At 67.9% G+C, this 18,387-nt stretch carries 17 protein-coding genes; 7 read left to right on the top strand and 10 right to left on the bottom strand.

What is annotated here, in order from left to right:
• Nucleotides 1–14 precede the first annotated feature (14 nt).
• Nucleotides 15–785 carry an SURF1 family cytochrome oxidase biogenesis protein gene (locus E1263_RS26310; protein ID WP_132171988.1) on the bottom strand — a complete coding sequence of 257 codons (771 nt, stop codon included), beginning with the start codon at nt 783–785 and terminating at the stop codon, nt 15–17.
• Between the two features lie 102 nt (nt 786–887).
• Between E1263_RS26310 and moaA the strand changes: the two genes are divergently transcribed.
• On the top strand, nt 888–1,907 hold the full coding sequence (gene moaA, locus E1263_RS26305; protein WP_202869058.1) for a GTP 3',8-cyclase MoaA: 1,020 nt from the start codon (nt 888–890) through the stop codon (nt 1,905–1,907).
• 35 nt (nt 1,908–1,942) lie between these two features.
• On the opposite strand, the gene E1263_RS26300 is transcribed toward moaA, so the two are convergent.
• Entirely contained in the window at nt 1,943–2,146 is a 204-nt protein-coding gene (locus E1263_RS26300) for a hypothetical protein (RefSeq protein ID WP_132171986.1), read from the bottom strand.
• 187 nt (nt 2,147–2,333) lie between these two features.
• Entirely contained in the window at nt 2,334–2,693 is a 360-nt protein-coding gene (locus tag E1263_RS26295; RefSeq protein ID WP_132171984.1) for a DUF3099 domain-containing protein, read from the bottom strand.
• 49 nt (nt 2,694–2,742) lie between these two features.
• Here E1263_RS26295 and E1263_RS26290 point away from each other — a divergent pair, with 49 nt between their 5' ends.
• Genes E1263_RS26290 through E1263_RS26270 form a run of 5 tightly spaced genes read left to right on the top strand, consistent with a single transcriptional unit; the run spans nt 2,743 to nt 7,099 of the window.
• The gene (locus E1263_RS26290; RefSeq protein WP_132171982.1) at nt 2,743–2,955 is read left to right on the top strand and encodes a dodecin; all 213 of its coding nucleotides are present in this window, start codon (nt 2,743–2,745) and stop codon (nt 2,953–2,955) included.
• A 44-nt stretch (nt 2,956–2,999) separates the two neighbouring features.
• Nucleotides 3,000–3,704, top strand: a complete 705-nt coding sequence (fabG, locus tag E1263_RS26285) for a 3-oxoacyl-[acyl-carrier-protein] reductase (RefSeq protein ID WP_132171980.1) — start codon at nt 3,000–3,002, stop codon at nt 3,702–3,704.
• A 32-nt stretch (nt 3,705–3,736) separates the two neighbouring features.
• Entirely contained in the window at nt 3,737–4,507 is a 771-nt protein-coding gene (fabI, locus tag E1263_RS26280; protein ID WP_132171978.1) for an enoyl-ACP reductase FabI, read from the top strand.
• Nucleotides 4,507–6,192, top strand: a complete 1,686-nt coding sequence (locus tag E1263_RS26275; protein ID WP_238161550.1) for a Mur ligase family protein — start codon at nt 4,507–4,509, stop codon at nt 6,190–6,192. Before fabI ends, E1263_RS26275 begins: the two co-directional genes overlap by 1 nt.
• A 40-nt stretch (nt 6,193–6,232) precedes the next feature.
• Entirely contained in the window at nt 6,233–7,099 is an 867-nt protein-coding gene (locus tag E1263_RS26270) for a hypothetical protein (RefSeq protein WP_132171976.1), read from the top strand.
• A gap of 37 nt (nt 7,100–7,136) precedes the next feature.
• Here E1263_RS26270 and E1263_RS26265 read toward each other — a convergent pair whose 3' ends face one another.
• The 4 genes from E1263_RS26265 to E1263_RS26250 form a co-directional block, all read right to left on the bottom strand.
• On the bottom strand, nt 7,137–8,294 hold the full coding sequence (locus E1263_RS26265) for a Dyp-type peroxidase (RefSeq protein WP_132171974.1): 1,158 nt from the start codon (nt 8,292–8,294) through the stop codon (nt 7,137–7,139).
• On the bottom strand, nt 8,291–8,803 hold the full coding sequence (locus E1263_RS26260; protein ID WP_238161555.1) for a copper chaperone PCu(A)C: 513 nt from the start codon (nt 8,801–8,803) through the stop codon (nt 8,291–8,293). The genes E1263_RS26265 and E1263_RS26260 overlap by 4 nt, the downstream gene beginning before the upstream one ends.
• A 61-nt stretch (nt 8,804–8,864) precedes the next feature.
• The gene (gene cphA / locus E1263_RS26255; protein WP_132171972.1) at nt 8,865–11,684 is read right to left on the bottom strand and encodes a cyanophycin synthetase; all 2,820 of its coding nucleotides are present in this window, start codon (nt 11,682–11,684) and stop codon (nt 8,865–8,867) included.
• Nucleotides 11,681–12,736: a cyanophycinase gene (locus E1263_RS26250; RefSeq protein ID WP_132171970.1), complete on the bottom strand. Its 1,056-nt coding sequence runs from the start codon at nt 12,734–12,736 to the stop codon at nt 11,681–11,683. Before E1263_RS26250 ends, cphA begins: the two co-directional genes overlap by 4 nt.
• Nucleotides 12,737–12,848: 112 nt before the next feature.
• Between E1263_RS26250 and E1263_RS26245 the strand changes: the two genes are divergently transcribed.
• On the top strand, nt 12,849–13,607 hold the full coding sequence (locus E1263_RS26245; protein ID WP_132171968.1) for a hypothetical protein: 759 nt from the start codon (nt 12,849–12,851) through the stop codon (nt 13,605–13,607).
• A 56-nt stretch (nt 13,608–13,663) separates the two neighbouring features.
• Here E1263_RS26245 and E1263_RS26240 read toward each other — a convergent pair whose 3' ends face one another.
• The 3 genes from E1263_RS26240 to serB all read right to left on the bottom strand — a co-directional run bounded on the left by E1263_RS26240 (nt 13,664) and on the right by serB (nt 17,334).
• Nucleotides 13,664–15,034 carry a glycoside hydrolase family 16 protein gene (locus tag E1263_RS26240; RefSeq protein ID WP_132171966.1) on the bottom strand — a complete coding sequence of 457 codons (1,371 nt, stop codon included), beginning with the start codon at nt 15,032–15,034 and terminating at the stop codon, nt 13,664–13,666.
• 68 nt (nt 15,035–15,102) lie between these two features.
• On the bottom strand, nt 15,103–15,978 hold the full coding sequence (locus tag E1263_RS26235; protein WP_132171964.1) for a GNAT family N-acetyltransferase: 876 nt from the start codon (nt 15,976–15,978) through the stop codon (nt 15,103–15,105).
• Between the two features lie 138 nt (nt 15,979–16,116).
• On the bottom strand, nt 16,117–17,334 hold the full coding sequence (gene serB / locus E1263_RS26230; RefSeq protein ID WP_132171962.1) for a phosphoserine phosphatase SerB: 1,218 nt from the start codon (nt 17,332–17,334) through the stop codon (nt 16,117–16,119).
• Between the last annotated feature and the right edge of the window lie 1,053 nt (nt 17,335–18,387).

The raw sequence follows: 18,387 nt of genomic DNA, 5'->3' as shown, positions 1-18,387 counted from the left end.
AGCGTTGGAGTGAATCAGTCCGGCTTACCAGCAGGTTCCGGTACCTCGTTGCGCTCGGCAACGACTTTGCCGGCCGCGTCGGTGGCCGGTCGGCGGGTGAAGTAGATCAGCCCACCGACCGCGAGGATCGCGAACAGGAACCACTGCAGGGCGTAGAAGAAGTGCGGCCCGTTGTCGATCTCGGGCCCGGGGAACTTGCCGAACGCCGGGTCGTTGGCCGGGTTCTGGCTGTCCACGGTCAAATACCCGTCATACAGGTCCAAACCAAGAGCCTTCGCGTACTCGGGCCCGTTGATCAGCCGCGCGGTCCCGTTGTCCGGCGTACCGCCGCTGGTCTTCCCGCCGCGCTCACTGCGCTGCAGCCGGCCGGTGATCGTCACCTCACCACCCGGTACGGCGGGCACCTTGCCCGGGGCCAGTTCGGCCCCTTGCCGGGCCAGGAAGCCACGGTCGATCAGGATCGCCTTCCCGTTCGGAAGCACCAGCGGGGTGATGATTTCGAATCCGGGGCGATCGTTCACGTTCCGATAGCGCAGAACTATCTGTTTGGACGCGTCGAAGCGACCGGTGACGACCGCGGTTCGCCAGGCGTGCTGGTCGCCGACGATGCCCTGCTGGCCGACGATTTCGTCGATCGGTGCGGGCGGAGCGGCCAGGTTCGACGTGGTCACGCCGTTGCGAACCTCCCGGTCGTGCAACCGATGCAGCTGCCAGCGGCCGAGCTGAACGCAGACCGTGGCCAGGACCAGGATCGTCAGCGCGGCGCCGAGCCATCGGACGTTCATCAATCGACGCACATCTCGAACTTAAGCCATCGCTCCCCGTTCGGGGCGGTGGGGTGGGGGAAGTATTGAGTGGGGCTTACGCCCGGCACGTACTCTGGCGAGGTGACGGCAACGGATGAGGTGACGCAGGTAGGTCTGGCAGACACCTACGGCCGGGTCGCGACCGACCTCCGGGTGTCGCTGACGGACCGCTGCAATCTGCGCTGCACCTACTGCATGCCCGAAGAGGGCCTCGACTGGCTGGCGAAGCCTGAGTTGCTCACCGACGACGAGATCGTCCGCCTGGTAGGCATCGCGGTCACGCAGCTTGGCGTCCACGAGATCCGCTTCACCGGTGGTGAGCCGCTGCTGCGCCGCGGCCTGGTCGGCATCGTCGCCCGTACGACGGCGCTCACGCCGCGGCCCGAGGTGTCCTTGACCACGAACGGGATCGGCCTGGCCCGGCAAGCGGTCGCGCTCAAGGAGGCCGGCCTGGACCGGGTGAATGTGAGCCTCGACACCATTCGGCCCGACACTTTCCAGGAGCTGACCCGGCGGGACCGCCTGAAGGACGTGCTCGCGGGCATGGCGGCGGCTCAGGAAGCCGGCCTCGCGCCGGTCAAGGTGAACGCCGTACTGATGCGTGGCATCAACGACGACCACGCTCCGGAGTTGCTCGAGTTCTGTCTGGAGCACGGCTACGAGCTGCGGTTCATCGAGCAGATGCCGCTCGATGCGCAGCACGGGTGGGACCGGGCCACGATGGTGACGGCGGACGAGATCCTCGAGAAGCTCGGTGATCGGTTCGGCCTGCAGCCGACGGATGCGGCAGCCCGGGGGAGTTCACCGGCCGAGATCTTCAGTGTTCGCGGGAGTGGGCAGACGGTCGGGATCATCGCCTCGGTCACGCGGCCGTTCTGTGGCGACTGCGACCGGGTCCGGCTGACCGCCGATGGCCAGGTCCGCGATTGCCTGTTCGCGCGGACGGAATCCGATCTGCGCACGGCAATGCGGGAAGGGGCCGATGACGGCGAACTCGCCGATCGCTGGCGCCGCGCGATGTGGAAGAAACTCCCCGGGCACGGGATCAACGATCCGTCGTTCCTGCAACCCGCGCGCCCGATGTCCGCTATCGGTGGGTAAAGCGACTGCGTCGAATCAGGAAATACAGTTTTTCGCTAAGACGTCGCCGCGGTAAATGGTTCGACATCGCGCAGGAATCCGCGGCGGTCGAGGAAGTCCGACAAGGTCGCTTTGTGCTCGTCGCACGCCAGCCAGGTCTTGCGCCGGTCCGGCGTGTGGATCTTGGGGTTGTTCCACAGGACTGCCCAGGTAGCGGCGGTGTTGCAGCCCTTGGAGGAGCAGATCTCCGGCATATCCATTCCTGATCCCTCAATTATCAATAGCGTGGGGTAAAGGTTCCGGCCCCGGCACAAATGAAGCGACGTCGGACAGCCACGGGGGGAGCCGTCCGACGCCGCATCAACAGGCTGAATTCCAACAGTGAACTTCAGCGCACGCGGGAGATTCTGACACGGAACCCGGCGAACTTTCCAGTCCCGGCACAGATCACTTTTCGGTGTCGGTCTGTCGCAGTGGTTCGGGGTCCTCGTCGACGCGGATCACCGGCCCCGAAGGAGCCTCCAATGCGGGCCGTTCCGGGGCGACGTACGGGGTGCCGCCGGTCTGCGTCGCGGTCTTCGCCACATTGGCCAGCACGACCGCGAAGTACGGCAGGAACACCGCACCGGCGACGAACATCCAGCGCCACGGCGACGGGGTGAACACGGCCAGCACGAAACATGCGACCCGCAGCGCCATCATCGCGGCGTACCGGATGATGCGGCTGTCCAGGTCCTCGGAGTGGCCGGGCTGTGCACTCGTCACCGAAATGACCGTTTCGTCGGGCCGTTCACGACGTTTCGACATCTATCCTCCTCACCATCACCCACGGTACGCCGCTACGGAAGGACGCCTCATGACGGATCGCACATACCGGGTCACCGAGATCGTTGGTACGTCGAAGGAGGGGGTCGACGAGGCCATCACGAACGCGATCGGCCGGGCCGGCGAGACCTTGCGGCACCTGGACTGGTTCGAGGTGACGCAGATCCGCGGTCACATCGTCGACAACCAGATCGACCACTACCAGGTCGGACTGAAGGTCGGTTTCCGGCTGGAAGACTCCTGACGATAGCGTTCCTTTGACAACTGGCGAACGGGTGAGGAGCTCTTGTGGGCAGGTCTGTGTTGGTGACCGGTGGCAACCGGGGGATCGGGCTGGCGATCGCGACCGCGTTCAAGGAAGCCGGTGACCAGGTTGCTGTCACGTACAACAGCAGCCCGCCGCCGGAGGGTTTCCTCGGTGTGAAGTGCGACATCACCGACCAGGCGCAGGTCGACGCGGCGTTCGAGACCATCCAGGAGCAGCACGGTCCGGTCGAGGTGCTGGTGGCCAACGCCGGCATCACCCGCGACACGTTGCTGCTGCGGATGTCCGACGACGACTGGGACTCGGTCATCGACACGAACCTGACCGGCTCGTTCCGGGTCGCCCGGCGGGCGGCCAAGGGGATGCTGCGGCTGCGCAAGGGCCGCATCGTCTTCATCTCCTCGGTGGTCGGTCTGCTCGGCCAGGCCGGGCAGGTGAACTACGCGGCCAGCAAGTCGGGCCTCGTCGGGATGGCGCGTTCGATCGCTCGCGAGCTCGGTAGCCGCGGGATCACGGCCAACGTGGTCGCGCCGGGATTCGTCGAGACCGACATGACCGCCGTACTGCCCGAAGACACTGTGAAGCAGTACCTCGGCCAGATCCCGCTCGGACGCTTCGGCCGGACCGAGGAGATCGCGCACGCGGTCCGCTGGCTTGCCTCCGAAGAGGCCGGGTACATCACCGGTGCGGTGATCCCGGTCGACGGCGGTATCGGCATGGGTAACTGACCAACACACTCTTGAGAGATAGGGGGAAGCCGGTGGGCATCCTTGACGGCAAGCGGATCCTGGTCGCCGGGGTCACGCTGGACTCCTCGATCGGCTTCGCCACGGCCAAGGTGGCGCAGGAACAAGGCGCCACGGTCCTGATCTCGAACTTCGGTCGTGCGCTGAGCATCACCAAGCGGATCGCGAAGCGGCTTCCGGTCGAGCCGCCGGTGCTCGAGCTCGACGTCACGAATGCGGAGCACCTCGCTGCGCTGCCGGACGCCGTACGGGAGCATGTCGACGGTCTTGACGGCGTCGTGCACTCGATCGCGTACGGCAACCCGGAGACGATCCTCGGCGGCAAGTTCCTCGAGGGTCCTTGGGAAGACGTGGCGCAGGCCGTGCACGTATCGGCGTACAGCTTGAAGTCCCTCGCGGTCACCTGCGCTCCGCTGATGCCGCGGGGGAGCAGCGTCGTCGGAATGACGTTCGACGCGACCGTGGCCTGGCCGGGCTACGACTGGATGGGCGTGGCCAAGGCTGCCCTGGAGTCGACCAGCCGTTACCTCGCCCGCGACCTCGGCGCGCAGGGAATCCGCTGCAACCTGGTCTCCGCCGGACCGCTCAAGACCCTGGCCGCGAAGGCGATCCCGGGCTTCGAGAAGTTCGAGGAGCCCTGGCTGGAGCGCGCCCCGCTCGGCTGGGACCCGACCGACCTCGAGCCCACCGGCAAGACCATCGTTGCCCTGCTCAGCGACTTCTTCCCCTCCACCACCGGCGAGATCATCCACGTCGACGGCGGCTTTCACGCGATGGGAGCGTAGTGACCACGTCCCTTGTTGAGCTCCGTGTGCTTGACGGCGCCAACCTCTACTTCAGCCGCGCGGCGGTCAAGCTGACGCTCGACGTCACCGCGCTGGTCGACGCCCCGGCGCCAGCCGCAAAAGCCTACGGACAGGCTGTTGGCCTGGGCGCCACCCGGCCGGGCCGGATCGGTTCCGGGTTCCGGCAGCGGTTCGCGATCCGGGTCACCGGACACGTCGTACGGCGGATTGCCCGCGAGGCGGGGATCGGCCGGATCGGTGTTCGGGTCCGGCCCGAGTCGGACAATCACCGGCTGGTCGTGGCTTTCCCCTGGGCCCACGAACAGCGGGCGCGGGCGCTGGCGGCCGCGATCGTCGAGGTGCTGGACGCGTTCGGCGCCGAGCACCTGCCGGAACTGATGGCGACCGTCGGCGAGCGCGTGCACAACGAGCCACCCGGCAACGTGCCGCCGACCATCCGGCCGAAGGTGCCGGTCGTCGCGGTCACCGGGACCAACGGCAAGACCACGACCTCGCGGATGATCGCGCACATCGGCCGCGCGGCCGGCCTGCACGTCGGCTGGTCGAGCACGGACGGCGTCTACTTCGACGGCGAACTCGTCCAGTACGGCGACTTCTCCGGCCCGAGTGGTGCCGGCCAGGTGTTGTCGCAGCCGGGGATCCAGCTGGCCGTCACCGAGACCGCCCGCGGTGGAATCCTGCGCCGCGGTGTCGGCGTCGTGTCGAACGACGTCTCCGTCGTCACCAACGTCACCGCGGATCACCTCGGCCTGGGCGGGATCGACACGATCGACCAGCTCGCCGAGGTGAAGGCGGTCATCACCCACATCACGCGCCCGCGCGGTTGGTGTGTAGTCAACGGCGACGACCCGCGCACGTTCGCGATGCGGCTCGGTTCCCCGGCCAAGTGCTGGGTGTTCTCCCGCGACCCCGACTCGCCGTCGATCCGCGCCGTACTGGATGAAGGCGGCCGGGCGACCACAGTCCTCGACGGCTTCATCACCGTGCTGGACCAGTCGACCGATGCGGAACCGCTGCTGAAGGTCGTCGACGTGCCGATGACCTTGTCGGGTCTCTCGCACTACAACGTGGAGAACGCGCTCGCGGCTGCGTCGGCGGCGCTCGGGCTTGGGCTGCCGCGGGCTGCGGTGATCGAGGGGCTCAGCTCGTTCTCGCCGAACGAGAACAACCCCGGCCGGATGAACATGTACTCGCTGAACGGCTTCACCGTGGTGATCGACCTCGCGCACAACGAGGCCGGCCTGGAAGCCCTGCTCGAGATCATGAACGGCGTCCGTCACGAGGGTGGGCGCTTGCTGCTGGCTCTCGGGTCGCCGGGTGACCGGGCCGACGACATGGTCTCCGCGCTGGGCGCGATCGGCGCCCGCGGTGCGGATCAGGTCGCGATCGGGCACAAGAGCGAATACCTGCGTGGGCGACCGCCGTCCGAGTTGGAGGCGGTGTTCCGTGCAGGCGCCGCGTCGGTCGGTGTGGACGACGTACCGGCGTACCCGACGGAGCTCGAAGCGGCGCAGGCATTGGTCGGCCAGGGACAGCCGGGTGACGTAGTCGCGGTAATGGCTCTGCAAGATCGGGCGAGTCTTGACGGCTGGTTGCGGTCCTTGGGAGCTACGGTCGACACAGCAGAAGACTTGAAATTGAAGGTCGAACGAGCACAGCACTAAGCCCTGACGCCCGCGGTCGGGGGTGGATGGGGAGGTGGAAATGCGCTACCTGTGGTCGATCCCGGCTGCTGTTGTCGCCTGGTTCGTAGGTGGCTTCTCCGCCGCATACCTGAAAGGTCTGCCCGGCGGTACGACGTTGTTCGTATCGCCGCGGCTGGATCTCTTGCTCCTAGGCGGATTCGCCGGGGGAGTGCTGGCCGGGCTGCTCGTCGCCCGGGTCCGGATCACCGTGCCGCTCGTGCTGATCGTTGCCGCGGGCGCCTGGTGGCTGACCGGGAACCCTTGGGATGACCGGGCTCTGCTGATCTCGTTGCTGGTGGCAAGTGCCATCGGCGGCTTCTTGGGTGCCCTGGGCACCAGAAGCTCGGTGATCGCAGCCTTCGCGCTCGCGCTCCCGCTGGCCTGGTACGCGCTGCGTCCGGCCGGTCAGCTGGCCGACTTCCGCTGGCTCTGGCAGCTCAACGGCCTCCTCGTCGGCGTCGGCCTGGCCCTCGTCCTGTACGTCGCCTGCTGGCTCCGCGGCTGGCGTTCGGCGTACTTCTGGGTCCCGCTGACCGCCTGGTATCTGGCTTCCTTCGGCATCGTGGCCGCCGTCCAGTCGATCGACCGCGCCCCGGCCGGGCAGGACTTCAACGGGACCGTCGACGCGGCCATGGATGCGTTCTTCAACTCGTTCGAGCCGATCCTGCGCGAGTACGCCCCTTGGCTCGTGGTCGCCGTCCTGCTCGCCATCCCGATGGTCGCGCTCAAGCTCCGCGCCCTGCCGCCGGTCCCACCGCCGCCCGACCCGTACGCCGAGCGGACGAACGATGCCGTACTGGGTGACGATCTCGACTGGATCGACCGCGACGAGCCGCCGCGCCGGCTGCTCTCCCGCCGCACTACGTCGGAAGCGCCCTCCAACTGAAGGCATGGCGGCTGTGCCGACGAGTGCGAAGGTGAGGTCAGCCGAGAAGCTTCTGGCCGATCCAGCCGCCGGGCTGGAAGCCGGGTGGGATGGCGAAGACGGCGGAGCCGATCGTGGTGGTCCACTCGTTGAGGGCGTCGGCTGCATCGAGGCGGGCGAGTAGCGGGAAGAACTGGCCGGTGATGTCGGCCTGGTAGCTGAGGAAGATCAGGCCGGACTCGCGGGTCGTGCCGGTGTCGTGAACGTAGTTGAGGCCCTTGCGGAAGATCCGGCGGCCGTCGTTCTCGGAGTGGTGGGACAGGCGGGCATGCGCGTTGGCGGCGATCATCGGGCGGCCGTCGGCGTCGCGAGCTTCTAGATCGAGCTCGTCGTGTTCGGCGGTGCCGGTGAGAGGTGCGCCGGTGCTGAGCTTGCGGCCGATTGCGCGTTCTTGCTCCGAGCGGGTGAGCTCATCCCAGGTATCGAGGTTGAGCTTGATCCTTCGTACGACGAGCGTCGTGCCACCGTCTGCTGCCCACACGGTGGCGTCGAACTCCGGCGTACCGACGGCTGGGTTTCCGGTCCCGTCGACCTGTCCGAAGAGGTTCCGCCCAGTCACCGGCTTCCCGTCGGGGCCGGTGCCGTTCCAGAAACCGCTCTGGCGCCAGGCTGGGGTGGCGAACGGCCTCGCATCCGCAACAAACCGCCGTACGGCGTGGACGACGCTCAGCTCGTCATCCGCGCCGACGAGGATCAGCAGGTCGCCGCCCGACCACCCATCCTGTAAACGGTCATGCCGCATCACCGGCAGCTCGTCCGGCCCGGCCTGCTTCTGCCCGGCCAACTCGAACACCTTGGGCCCGAACCCGACGGTCGTCGTCAAGGCGACGTTCGCTGTGGCCAGCTCCGGCGCGGTATCCCCAGGCGCCGGACGACCGTTGCCCAACGCAACGACATCCGCCGACCACAAGCGGAGCAACCGCGCCAGCGCGGCCTTGTCGGTCCCGGGTAGGAGGTTGAACGCCACCAACTCCCCATGCCGGGGAGAGGGCGCCGTGATGGCTGGCTGACGGTCGCCGTACGGATCGATGTTGCGGCTGACCGGCGCTGGTGCCGGAGTGTCCTTGTCGAGGGCAACAACCGCACCACCTGTGACGGCGGCGCCCGCGGCGGCCGCTCCGGCGTACCCGAACAGCTGTCGTCGCGACGGTTTCACTTGGCCGTGGGCGTTGGGTGGTAGTGCTCTTCTTCCTCGGTGAACGCCTTCACGGGGACAGTGAGGTCGTGAGTCGTGTTGTCGGAGAACTTGAGGGTGAGCGGAACCTCGTCGCCGGGCTTCAGCGGCTTCTTCAGATCCATCAGCATGATGTGGTCGCCGCCGGGGGAGAGGTGGGCGTGCGAGGCGGCGGGGACGCTCACGCCACCGGCCTTCTCCTGCATGACCATCTTGCCGTCCTTCATCGCCATCTCGTGCAACTGCACCATCCCGGCGACCGGGGAAGTTGCCGAGATCAACTTGATGTCGGCGTTCCCGGGGTTGGTCAGCGCCATGAAGGCGGCCGTCATCGTGGTGTCCTTGGTGCCGACCGTCGCGCGCACCCACGCGTCCTCGATCAGAACACGCGGAGTCTGCGCGGCAGCGACCGGCTTGGGGGCTTCCGCCGTACCGCAGGAGGACAACAGGACCGGGAGAGCAACGGCGATCGTGGCCGCCAGCAACTTCATCTTCACGCAACAGCCAACGACGCCGGCGGCTAGCGAGTTCCGCTGCTCTCCATCGGTTTGATCACTCCTCCGGTACGTCGGCCTCCTCGGAAGGCTTCACGAAGTCCGGGTCGCCACCCTCGTCGCCGGAGCGCGTCCCCGCCTGAGCGAGATGCGACACCGACTCGAGCTCCGACAACACGGTCTGGTGCTGGTCGACGCACATGACGACCAGGTCGCCGCGGTTCGACCGGGCCAGCGCGTGCCGGATGGCGGTCAGCTCGTCGATGACGATCTCGACCTGACGGCAGCGGGCGCCGGCCTCCATCGCAGTGCGAACCCCGGTCGCGATCAGCTCCGCCAGCTCACCACGCTGCCGGCCACGCAACCGCGCGTCCTCACGAACAATCAGTACGTCGAAGTGCTGCGCAGCGACCTCGCCGAGCTCAAGGATGTCCTCGTCGCGCCGGTCACCCGCGGTCGCGATGACGCCGATCCGGGACGGCCGCCCGAGCTCGGACGACGCGATCAGGCTCTCGCCGAGCCGGTCCACGAAGTCGCCGAGCATCCGCATCGCGGGCGCGTTGTGGCAGTAGTCGACGATGACCGTGCGGCCGTCGACGTCGATCTCGTTCAGCCGGCCGGGGGACAGGTAGTACGACGTGCTGAACGTCCGCAAGCCCTGGCGGATGTCGTGCAGCGGCGCACCGGCCGCGAACGCCGCAGCCGCAGCGGCCATCGAGTTCTGCACGTTCATCATCGCCCGGCCACCGAAGGTTGCCGGGAGCAAGTGGGTCCAGGCCAGCTGCATCGAACGACGGCCGTGCTTGACCACGATCATGTCGCCGAGCTCGGAGCGCTCTAGCACGACCGCCCGGCCGCCACGCCGGCAGTGGCCCTCGATGTACTCGCGGACCTCGCTGCCCGGCTCGGCCATGCTGAACCACACGACCTGGCCGGAACACTTCCGCCGCATCTTGCGAACCAGCGGGTCGTCCGCGTTCAGTACGGCGAAACCGGTCCGCGGCACGGCCTCGACCAGCACGCCCTTCACATCGGCCAACTGCTCCAGCGTGTCGATCCCCCGCAGGCCGAGGTGATCCGGCTGCACGTTCAGGACGACGGCGATGTCGTTGCGCTCGTAGCCGAGGCCCTCCCGCAGGATGCCGCCGCGAGCCACCTCGAAGACGGCGAAATCGACGCGCGGGTTCTGCAGCACCATCCGGGCGGACTTCGGGCCGGAAGCATCCGACCGGATGACCAGTCGCTCGTCGATCACGATGCCGTCGGTGGACGTCATACCGACCTTGCGGCCCATGCCCTTGAAGACGTGGCTGATCATCCGCGAGGTGGTGGTCTTGCCGTTCGTCCCGGTCACGGCGACGATCGGGATCCGGCTGGTCGCGCCCGGCGGGAACAGCATGTCGACGACCGGCTTGGCGATGTACTGCGGCTCGCCGATCGTCGGGTTGGTGTGCATCCGGAAGCCCGGGGCGGCGTTGACCTCACAGATCGCGCCGCCGGTCTCGCGCACAGGCTGCGTGATGTCGGGGCAGATGAAGTCGATACCGGCGATGTCGAGCCCGATCATCCGGGCCGCTTCCTCGGCGATCTCGACGTTCTCCGGGTGCGCCTCCCAGGTCCGGTCGATCGAGATGCCACCGGTGGACATGTTGCCGGTGAGCGTGAGCTTCACCATCACGTCTTCGGGCGGTACGTCGTCCAGCTCGAAACCCTGGTCGCGGACCAGCTGGCGGGCGGCGTTGTTCACGGTGATCCGGGTCAGGATCTTCTCGTGCCCGACACCACGGCGCGGGTCGGCGTTGGTGATGTCGACCAGCTCGGCCACGGTGTGGACGCCGTCACCGACGACGTGCGCGGGGACGCGCTCGGCGATGGCCTCCATCCGGCCGTTGATGATCAGGCAGCGGTAGTCCTTGCCGACGACCATGTTCTCGACGATGACCCAGCCGCGCCGGGACTGCTCGGCGGCGATCGGGAAGGCCTCGCGGACGTCGTCGGCGTTCTTCAGGTTCAGGCAGACGCCGCGGCCGTGGTTGCCGTCGAGCGGCTTGCACACGACCGGGTAGCCGATCTTGTTCGCGACCGAGACGGCCTCGTCGACCGTGCGGATCGACTCCGAGCGCGGGACCGGCAGACCGGCGGATGCGAGCAGCCGCGTGGTCAGGTCCTTGTCGCTGGCAACGTCGACCGCGATCGAGCCGGTCTCCGAGGTCATGGTGGCCCGGATGCGCTTGGCGTGCACGCCTTGGCCGAGCTGGACCAGGCTGGCCTTGTTGAGGCGGATCCACGGGATGTCGCGGGAGACGGCCTCGTCGACGATCGCCTGTGTGGACGGACCGAACGCCGTACGCTCCGCCTGCTTGATGAACCTCTCGAGCTCGTCGGTGAAGTCGAACTCCGGGTCGGACTGAACCAGTTGGTTGACGAATCGGACTGCGAGCTCACCGGCGGCCAGTCCAACGGCTTCATCGGCGTACGCGTAGACGATGTTGTAGCGCCCGGGCTGGCCCTTGACCTGGCGGGTCTTGCCGCGCCGCATGTCGTGGCCGGCCTCCTGCTGCAGCTGCAACGCGACGTGCTCCGCGATGTGGCCGAGCCAGGTGCCTTCGTTCAGCCGCTCGATGAAGCCGCCGCGGCGGCCGCGCGAGCAGTGGTGCTGGTCGAGCCGCGGCAGGCGCTCCAGCAGCTCCTCCGTGAAACCGGGGATCGTGTTCGACGGGAAGCTCTCCAGCGATCCCAGGTCGACGACCAGGTGGATCGCGGGCTCGTAGCTCCACACGTTCGGCCCGCGGTAGACGCGGGTCTCGATGATCTTGAGGTCCGGGCTAGGCGTCCCGTGGCTGGGATCTCCCTGGACGGCAGCTGGTGTCTCGGTCATGCTGTCCCACTGTCTGGCTCGAAGCGGTCGGAGGAGTCGAGTTCGGCGCCGGCCGTGATGGGCTCGGTCGCCTCCGGTCTGGACTCCCCAGCAGCCACGGTCTTCGCCGTCCGGCGACCGGCGCGCTTCTTCCGATCGGCGTAGTACTTGGGGGAGACGCCCTCGGCCGCGATCTCCTTGGCCAGCTTGCGCAGGTCGGCCTCGGCCGCCTCCAGCCCGGCGATCTCCTCGGCGGCCGGCTGCGGCCCGTAGGACAGCAGCACCCGATGCTGCAGGTCGAACGTCGCCGTCGCCGGCAGCACGTGCAGGACCACGCCCGACGCGAGGATCGGCTCCGACCGCTTCGCGTAGTGCGCGTTCGAGTTGATCCGGCTCCCGTCGAAGATCGTCACCGCACCGCGGCCGACAACCTCCAGATGAGTACCCCGTACGACGGCGGCTGTGTCCTCGTCGACGCCGATCCCGAGCAATCCGGGGGACTGGGCAACCAGCGACAGCAACCGTCCATACCGGTTCCGCTGGGCGAAGTGCTGGTCGACGATGGCGCCCTGCACCAGACCGAGACCGTTCGACAGCTGACTCATCCGCTGCCGCGGAGTCGCTCCAGAGCGGCCGAACGCGATCATGTGCTCAGCCAGGATGCTTGCTCCGGCCGAAGTGCCACCCACGGCGGCGCCTCGCGCGTGAGCCGCGGTCACGGCGCGACCGAACGCCGTACCGGTGACGACTCCGGCCAGCTTGAGCTGGTTGCCGCCGGTCATGAAGATGCCGGTCGCGTCGTGCAGCGGCGCGATGAACGCCGGGTCGTCGGCGTCCTCCCGGTTCTCCGGGCGCACACCGACAACGCTCTGGGCACCAAGAGCCGCGAACAGCGCGTGGTAGACATCAACGACGTCCGGCCCGAGCGCCGACGCGGTGGGCACCACCACGATCCGCGCCTTGGACCCACCGGCAGCCTCGACGAACTCCTGCAGCACCGTGCGCTTCTTCAGCTTGTCCTCGGCACCACCGATCGCGAAGAGAGCTCCCGGGCCACCCTGCTGTTCAGACATAGGCGAAGGATAAGTGGTGACACCCCCAAGCACCGATTTCGGACTGGACGCCGATTGCAGCTTGGTGCAAAAAGTTGCACAGAGTAGGCGCGCTCGTGGAATCCTGCCGAAGGTGAAGAAGATCCTGATGCCGATCCTGGTCGCCGGAGCGCTCGTGCTCCCGGCCGCCTGCGGTTCCGAGCAAGCTGCAACAGACAGCAAGCCCAGTACGCCGGCCGCGGTCGGCCTGAGCCAGGCCGATTTCGCCCCCAAGATTCAGGCCGCGATGCTGGCGAAGGGCACCTTCCGGACCGTCTCGGTGAGTGACGACGAGGGGGACAAGACGACGTACACCACCGACGTCAAGTACTCGACCGACGGCTCCGAGCTCTCCGGGAAGTCGGACGGGACTGGCGAGGATGCCCTCAGCTTGGTCCGCGCCGGTGGGCAGGTCTACGTCAAGACCCCGAAGCTGAGCAAGAACGAGGCCCAGCCGTGGGCGAAGGCCGATCTGAAGAGCACCGACCCGAAGGTGATTCTGAACGGCGTGCTGATCCGGCTCGCCCAGATGCAGTTCATGACGCACGACCTGATCGGCGGTGCGCCCTACGCCACCGGCTTCAGCTCGGAACCGGCCGGCGAGGCGACGGTCTACACGATGAAGGTCAGTCTCTCGAAGGCCGCCGCGGCCAATGCCCTGGGCGCGTATCTGACGGCCGATGTGGCCTCCGGCCTCGAGGGCAAGGCGCTCACCATCAATGTGACGGTCGGCAAGGACCTGCTGCCGACGACGATCGCTCTCAAGGACGACGACGCCAAGGTCGTCACGTCCTTCAGCAAGTACGGCGACCCGGTGACGGTCAAGGCACCGGCGGCGGCCGAGGTCGCGTAGTACCGAATGATGGTGCCGGGCTGGACATCCCGGCACCATCATTGGGTCCGCCGGATTCAGCGGGCGAACGTGAACCAGTTGACGTTGACGAAGTCGGCCGGCTGGCCGCTGGCGAAGGTCAGGTAGACGTCGTGGACGCCGGTGACCGACGAGATGTTGGTCGGAACCGACCGCCAGGACTGCCAGCCACCGGTGTTACCGAGGGCGAAGGTGCCGATCGGGGCGTTGCTGCGGCTGTCGAGGCGTACCTCGACCAGTCCGCTGGCTCCGCCGCCGACGCCGGAAGCCACTCGTGCGGTGAACTGTTTGGCTGGTGAGCTGCCGAAGTCGATCCCCTTGTAGAGCGCCCAGTCACCGTTGCCGACCTGCATCAGGTTCTGGCCGCCGCCGGAGTCAGTGGTGGTCTCGACGCCGGTGCCGCTCTGCTGCTGGGAGGACTCGGCCTGGATGGTGCCGTAGGCGCTCGCGCCACCAGGCGGGGGAGTGGTCGGCGGAGGCGTGGTGCCGCCGCCCTTCTGCGTCACAGCGACGTAGTCGACGACCATCGGGTGACCGGGAACGGTCTCGGCCCGCGGGGTCGGTCCGTTGAGTGCATCCGGGAACGCCCCGCCGATCGCCAGGTTCAGCAGGATGAAGTAGCCGGCATGCGAGGTCATGTTCGTCCACGTGTCAGCGGGGAGCTGGCCCTGACTGATCGAGTGGAACTGCTGGCCGTCGACGTACCAGCGCAGCTGCTGCGGCGAGATGCTGGTGTCCCACTCGAAGCGGTAGGTGTGGAAGCCGGACTGGCAGCTCGAGCCGGGGCAGGCGCGGCTGGCGCCGAGGCCGCTGGTCTCGTTGCACGGGCCCTGGGGGTTCACGCCGCAGTGCAGGACGCCCCAGACCGAGTTGATCCCGTTGACGTTCTCCATGATGTCGAACTCGCCGATGCCGGGCCAGTTCCAGTAGTTGCCCCGGTACGGCGACCCGAGCGCCCAGAACGCCGGCCAGTAACCGAGCGCGGCGTTGCCGGTGACGTTCGGCATCTGGATGCGGCTTTCCATCGCCAGCACCCCTCCGGCCGGTGGCTTGAAGTTGCTGCGCTGGGTCTCGAGCCGGCCCGACGTCCAGTTGCCGGCACCGTCACGAAGCGGCGTGATCTTCAGGTTGCCCGAGCCGTCGAGAGCGATGTTGCTGGTGCTGTTCGTGTAGTTCTGGACCTCACCGGTGCCCCAGTTGCCTGGGCCGCCGGGATAGCCGTGGCCGGTGTCGATGATCCAGTTGGAGCTGTTCGGCAGGGTGTTCGCCGGGCCGTCGAAGTCGTCGGCCCAGACGGTCGACCACCCGGCGGGTGGCGGTGGGGCACTGGCCTGCGCGACCACGGTCAGCGACGCGGCGATGAGCAGCGGTGCCGCGACTGCGGCGACGAGGAGCGGGCGAAAACGCACGGGAGACCTCCGGGGGGCGGGTTGAGGTTCTGCCCAATGTGAGCGCTCTCACGGGAGGTGTCAACAGTTCAGAGCAGCAACCTGTGGACCGTAGTGCTGCGCCGCACCCGCAGTCCGAGGTGCTCGTACATCGCCAGCGCGCCGGTGCCGGAATGCGTCCACAGGATCAGGTTGTCGCGGCCCAACTGCCGAAATTCCGCGCCGGTCCGGTCCAGCATGGCGCGCGCGATGCCCCGGTTGCGGTGATCCCCGCTGACCGCGAGTTGCTCGACGTACCCCTCGTCTCCGTCGAGCGCGATGACCACGCCGACGACCGCATCACCGTCGTACGCGAGGGTTGAGGCGCCGGGCAGGAAACTGTCCCGGGCGATCGTCAGCTCGGCCCACTCCTCGAACGACTTCCGCCGCTGCCCGAATTGCGCGAATGCATCCTCAACCACCTCGTGCACCCCGTGGGCACGCTCCGGCTCGTATCCGGCCAGGCGGATCCCCGCCGGCAGTTCGGTCGCCGGGGTCTCGGCGAGCGGTCGCTCCAACAGCCAGTTGACCGCCAGAACGTCGTACCGGCGTTCTTTCAGGAGTTCGGTCCCGGTTTCGTCGGCGTCATCGACGGTCTGCGCGATCCACTCGCTGCCGACTTCCTTCGACCGCGCCTCGGCCCAGTCGAGCAGCCGCGTGCCCAGCCCCAGACTCCGGTACGACGGGTGCACGTCGACCTGAGCGCGTTTCCCACCGTGGTTCCACGCCCAGCCGGTCAGCTCACCGTTCGGTGCTTCGATCACCAGCGTGTCGAGCGCCAAGTCGATCAACGGCCGCCGCAGATCCGCCATCACCCGATCCGGCACGGCTTCAGCCTGCCCATGCCAGCCCACCTCCGCCGCCGCGATCAGCTCATAAATCGCCTGTGCATCCTCAAGCCGCGCCGCCCGCCCACTGAACCCCATAGCCCCCGATCGTAGCCACCACCACCGCCGCCCTGCCCCATTTGATGGGCTGACCCATCGCGTTGTGGGTGGGCCAACCGCATGCAGTTGGCCCACCCACAATGCCGCGGGCTGACCCATCAAATGTGTGGGGAGGTATCAGGCGGGCTGGTCGGCGTCGGCGGTTTCGACCTCTTCGCGGCTGATGCCCAGCAGGTAGAGGATCGTGTCCAGGTAGGGAACGCTGAGGTGCGTGTCGGCGGCCGCCTGGACGACCGGCTTGGCGTTGAACGCGACCCCGAGGCCGGCCACCGCCAGCATGTCGAGGTCGTTGGCACCGTCGCCGATGGCAACAGTCTGCGAGAGCGGCGTCTTCGAGCGCTCGGCGAACTGGCGCAGCGCCGTCGCCTTCCCGGCCCGATCGACGATCTCGCCGATCACCCGGCCGGTCAGCTTGCCGTCGACGATCTCCAGTTCGTTGGCCTTCGCGTAGTCGATCCCGAGCTCGGCCGCCAGCTTGTCGGTAATCTGGCTGAACCCACCACTCACGATTGCGAACTGGTACCCGAGCCGCTTCAGCGTCCGCACCAGCGTCCGGGCCCCCGGCGCGAACTCGATCGCGTCGTACACCTCGTCCAGCGCCGACGCAGGCAACCCCTCCAGCGCCTTCACCCGGTGCACGAGCGACTCGGTGAAGTCGAGCTCACCGCGCATCGCCTGCTCGGTGACCGCGGCAACCTCCGCCTCCCGCCCCGCATGCCCGGCGAGCATCTCGATCACCTCGCCCTGGATCAGCGTGGAATCGACGTCCATCACGATCAGCCGCTTGGCCCGCCGATACAACCCACCATCCTGTACGGCGACATCCAGCCCCTGGCGAACACCCTCCTGCGCCAGCACCGTCCGCAACGTCTCAGGCGCCGCACCCGACACCGCGATCTCCATCGCCGTCACCGGGTACCGCGCCATCCGGCTGATCCGGTCGATGTTCGCCCCGGTATCCGCGATCCGCCCCGCGATCGCCGCCAGCCCGACGGCCGACAACGGATGCCCGATCACCGTCACCTGACTACGACCCTTACGCCGCGGTTCGTTGTCGCCGACACCCTTCTTCACCGAGATGTCGATGTCGAGCGCGCTGGCCAGCTCCTTGAGCTCTTCCTTCAGGTTCTTGTGATCCCGAGGCGCCGACAACAGCACACCCAGAATCAACCGCCCCCGCAGCACCACCTGCTCAGCGTCGATGACCTCCAGCCCGCGCGTAGCCAACGTGGACAGCACCGCAGACGTCAGCCCCGGCCGGTCCGTCCCGGTCAACGTGACCAGCAACGTCGGCCGCTCAGCCGAATTCTTCTCAACCTCAGCCTCAGCAGTCATCTCCCCCCGAACGCTACAGACAACACCTGTCACCCAGTGGTCCGGTCCACATCCCAAACATGAACAACCACCTCGTACGCCGCCTCCGCCGCGAGGTCCTCGGCACGACCAACTGCAGGTAGTCCCCAGGCCGCGAGCCCGCCCAGCGCGGCCTACCCCCAGCAGAGGCAACACCTGCAGTCGCTAGCGCTTGCAAACCGCGACGGGCCAACGACAATCCATGCGAGGTCTCCGGCAGCCTGCGATCGGCACGAACAACTGCAGGTAGTCCTCAGCAGCGAGCCCGGCTCCCGCTCGCCAGCCGCGCCCGGCGCTCAGCCAACGCAGTACCTGCAGTCGGTCATGCCGGTACTCGCGAGGCCGCGGGCAGTTCGACCGACCGCCGGTGGATCGGGCCCCGGCGGCAATAGCGACTGCAGGTAGTCCTCAGCAGCGAGCCCGGCTCCCGCCTGCCAGGCGCGCCCTGCGCTCAGCGAACGCAGTACCTGCAGTCGGTCGTGTCGTAACTAGCGGCGCCGCGCGCAGGTCCGCCAACCGCCGCCGGATCGGGCCCCGGCGGCACGGACAACTGCAGGTAGTCCTCAGCGTCGTGTCTGGTTCCCGCTCGCCAGGCGGGGCCGGCGCTCGGCGGACGCAGTACCTGCAGTCTGTCGTGCCGGATCTCGCGGTGCCGCGGGCAGTTCGGCCGACCGCCGATGGCTCGGGCCCCCGGCGGCACTAGCAACTGCAGGTAGTCCTCGGCAGCGAGCCTGATTCCCGCTGGCCAGGCGTGGCTGGCGCTCGGCCGACGCAGTACCTGCAGTCTGTCGTGCCGGAACTAGCGGCGCCGCGCGCAGGTCCGCCAATCGCCGCCGGATCCGGCCCCGGCGGCACGAACAACTGCAGGTGGTGCGGGTGAGATCGCGGCTCGGGCGCGAGTGCGGCGGGCGGATGTGCTGCGGTGGGACTACCTGCAGTCGGTCGTGCCGCCAAGCGGGCAGCTCGCGGACCGGCGGCGAATGGGCAGCGGGCGAGATCCGGCGGCATTAGCGACTGCGGGTGGTGGGGCGGGAG

Source organism: Kribbella antibiotica (assembly GCF_004349055.1).
GTDB lineage: Bacteria > Actinomycetota > Actinomycetes > Propionibacteriales > Kribbellaceae > Kribbella > Kribbella antibiotica.
Note: the sequence above shows the minus strand (reverse complement) of the source record. Positions and strands in the feature narration are given on the sequence as shown.

Coding starts and splice junctions, on each gene's coding strand:
- E1263_RS26310 (WP_132171988.1), bottom strand. CDS start 785: ATGAACGTCCGATGGCTCGGCGCCGCGCTGACGATCCTGGTCCTGGCC.
- E1263_RS26300 (WP_132171986.1), bottom strand. CDS start 2,146: ATGGATATGCCGGAGATCTGCTCCTCCAAGGGCTGCAACACCGCCGCT.
- E1263_RS26295 (WP_132171984.1), bottom strand. CDS start 2,693: ATGTCGAAACGTCGTGAACGGCCCGACGAAACGGTCATTTCGGTGACG.
- E1263_RS26290 (WP_132171982.1), top strand. CDS start 2,743: ATGACGGATCGCACATACCGGGTCACCGAGATCGTTGGTACGTCGAAG.
- E1263_RS26270 (WP_132171976.1), top strand. CDS start 6,233: ATGCGCTACCTGTGGTCGATCCCGGCTGCTGTTGTCGCCTGGTTCGTA.
- E1263_RS26260 (WP_238161555.1), bottom strand. CDS start 8,803: ATGAAGTTGCTGGCGGCCACGATCGCCGTTGCTCTCCCGGTCCTGTTG.
- cphA (WP_132171972.1), bottom strand. CDS start 11,684: ATGACCGAGACACCAGCTGCCGTCCAGGGAGATCCCAGCCACGGGACG.
- E1263_RS26250 (WP_132171970.1), bottom strand. CDS start 12,736: ATGTCTGAACAGCAGGGTGGCCCGGGAGCTCTCTTCGCGATCGGTGGT.
- E1263_RS26235 (WP_132171964.1), bottom strand. CDS start 15,978: ATGGGGTTCAGTGGGCGGGCGGCGCGGCTTGAGGATGCACAGGCGATT.
- serB (WP_132171962.1), bottom strand. CDS start 17,334: ATGACTGCTGAGGCTGAGGTTGAGAAGAATTCGGCTGAGCGGCCGACG.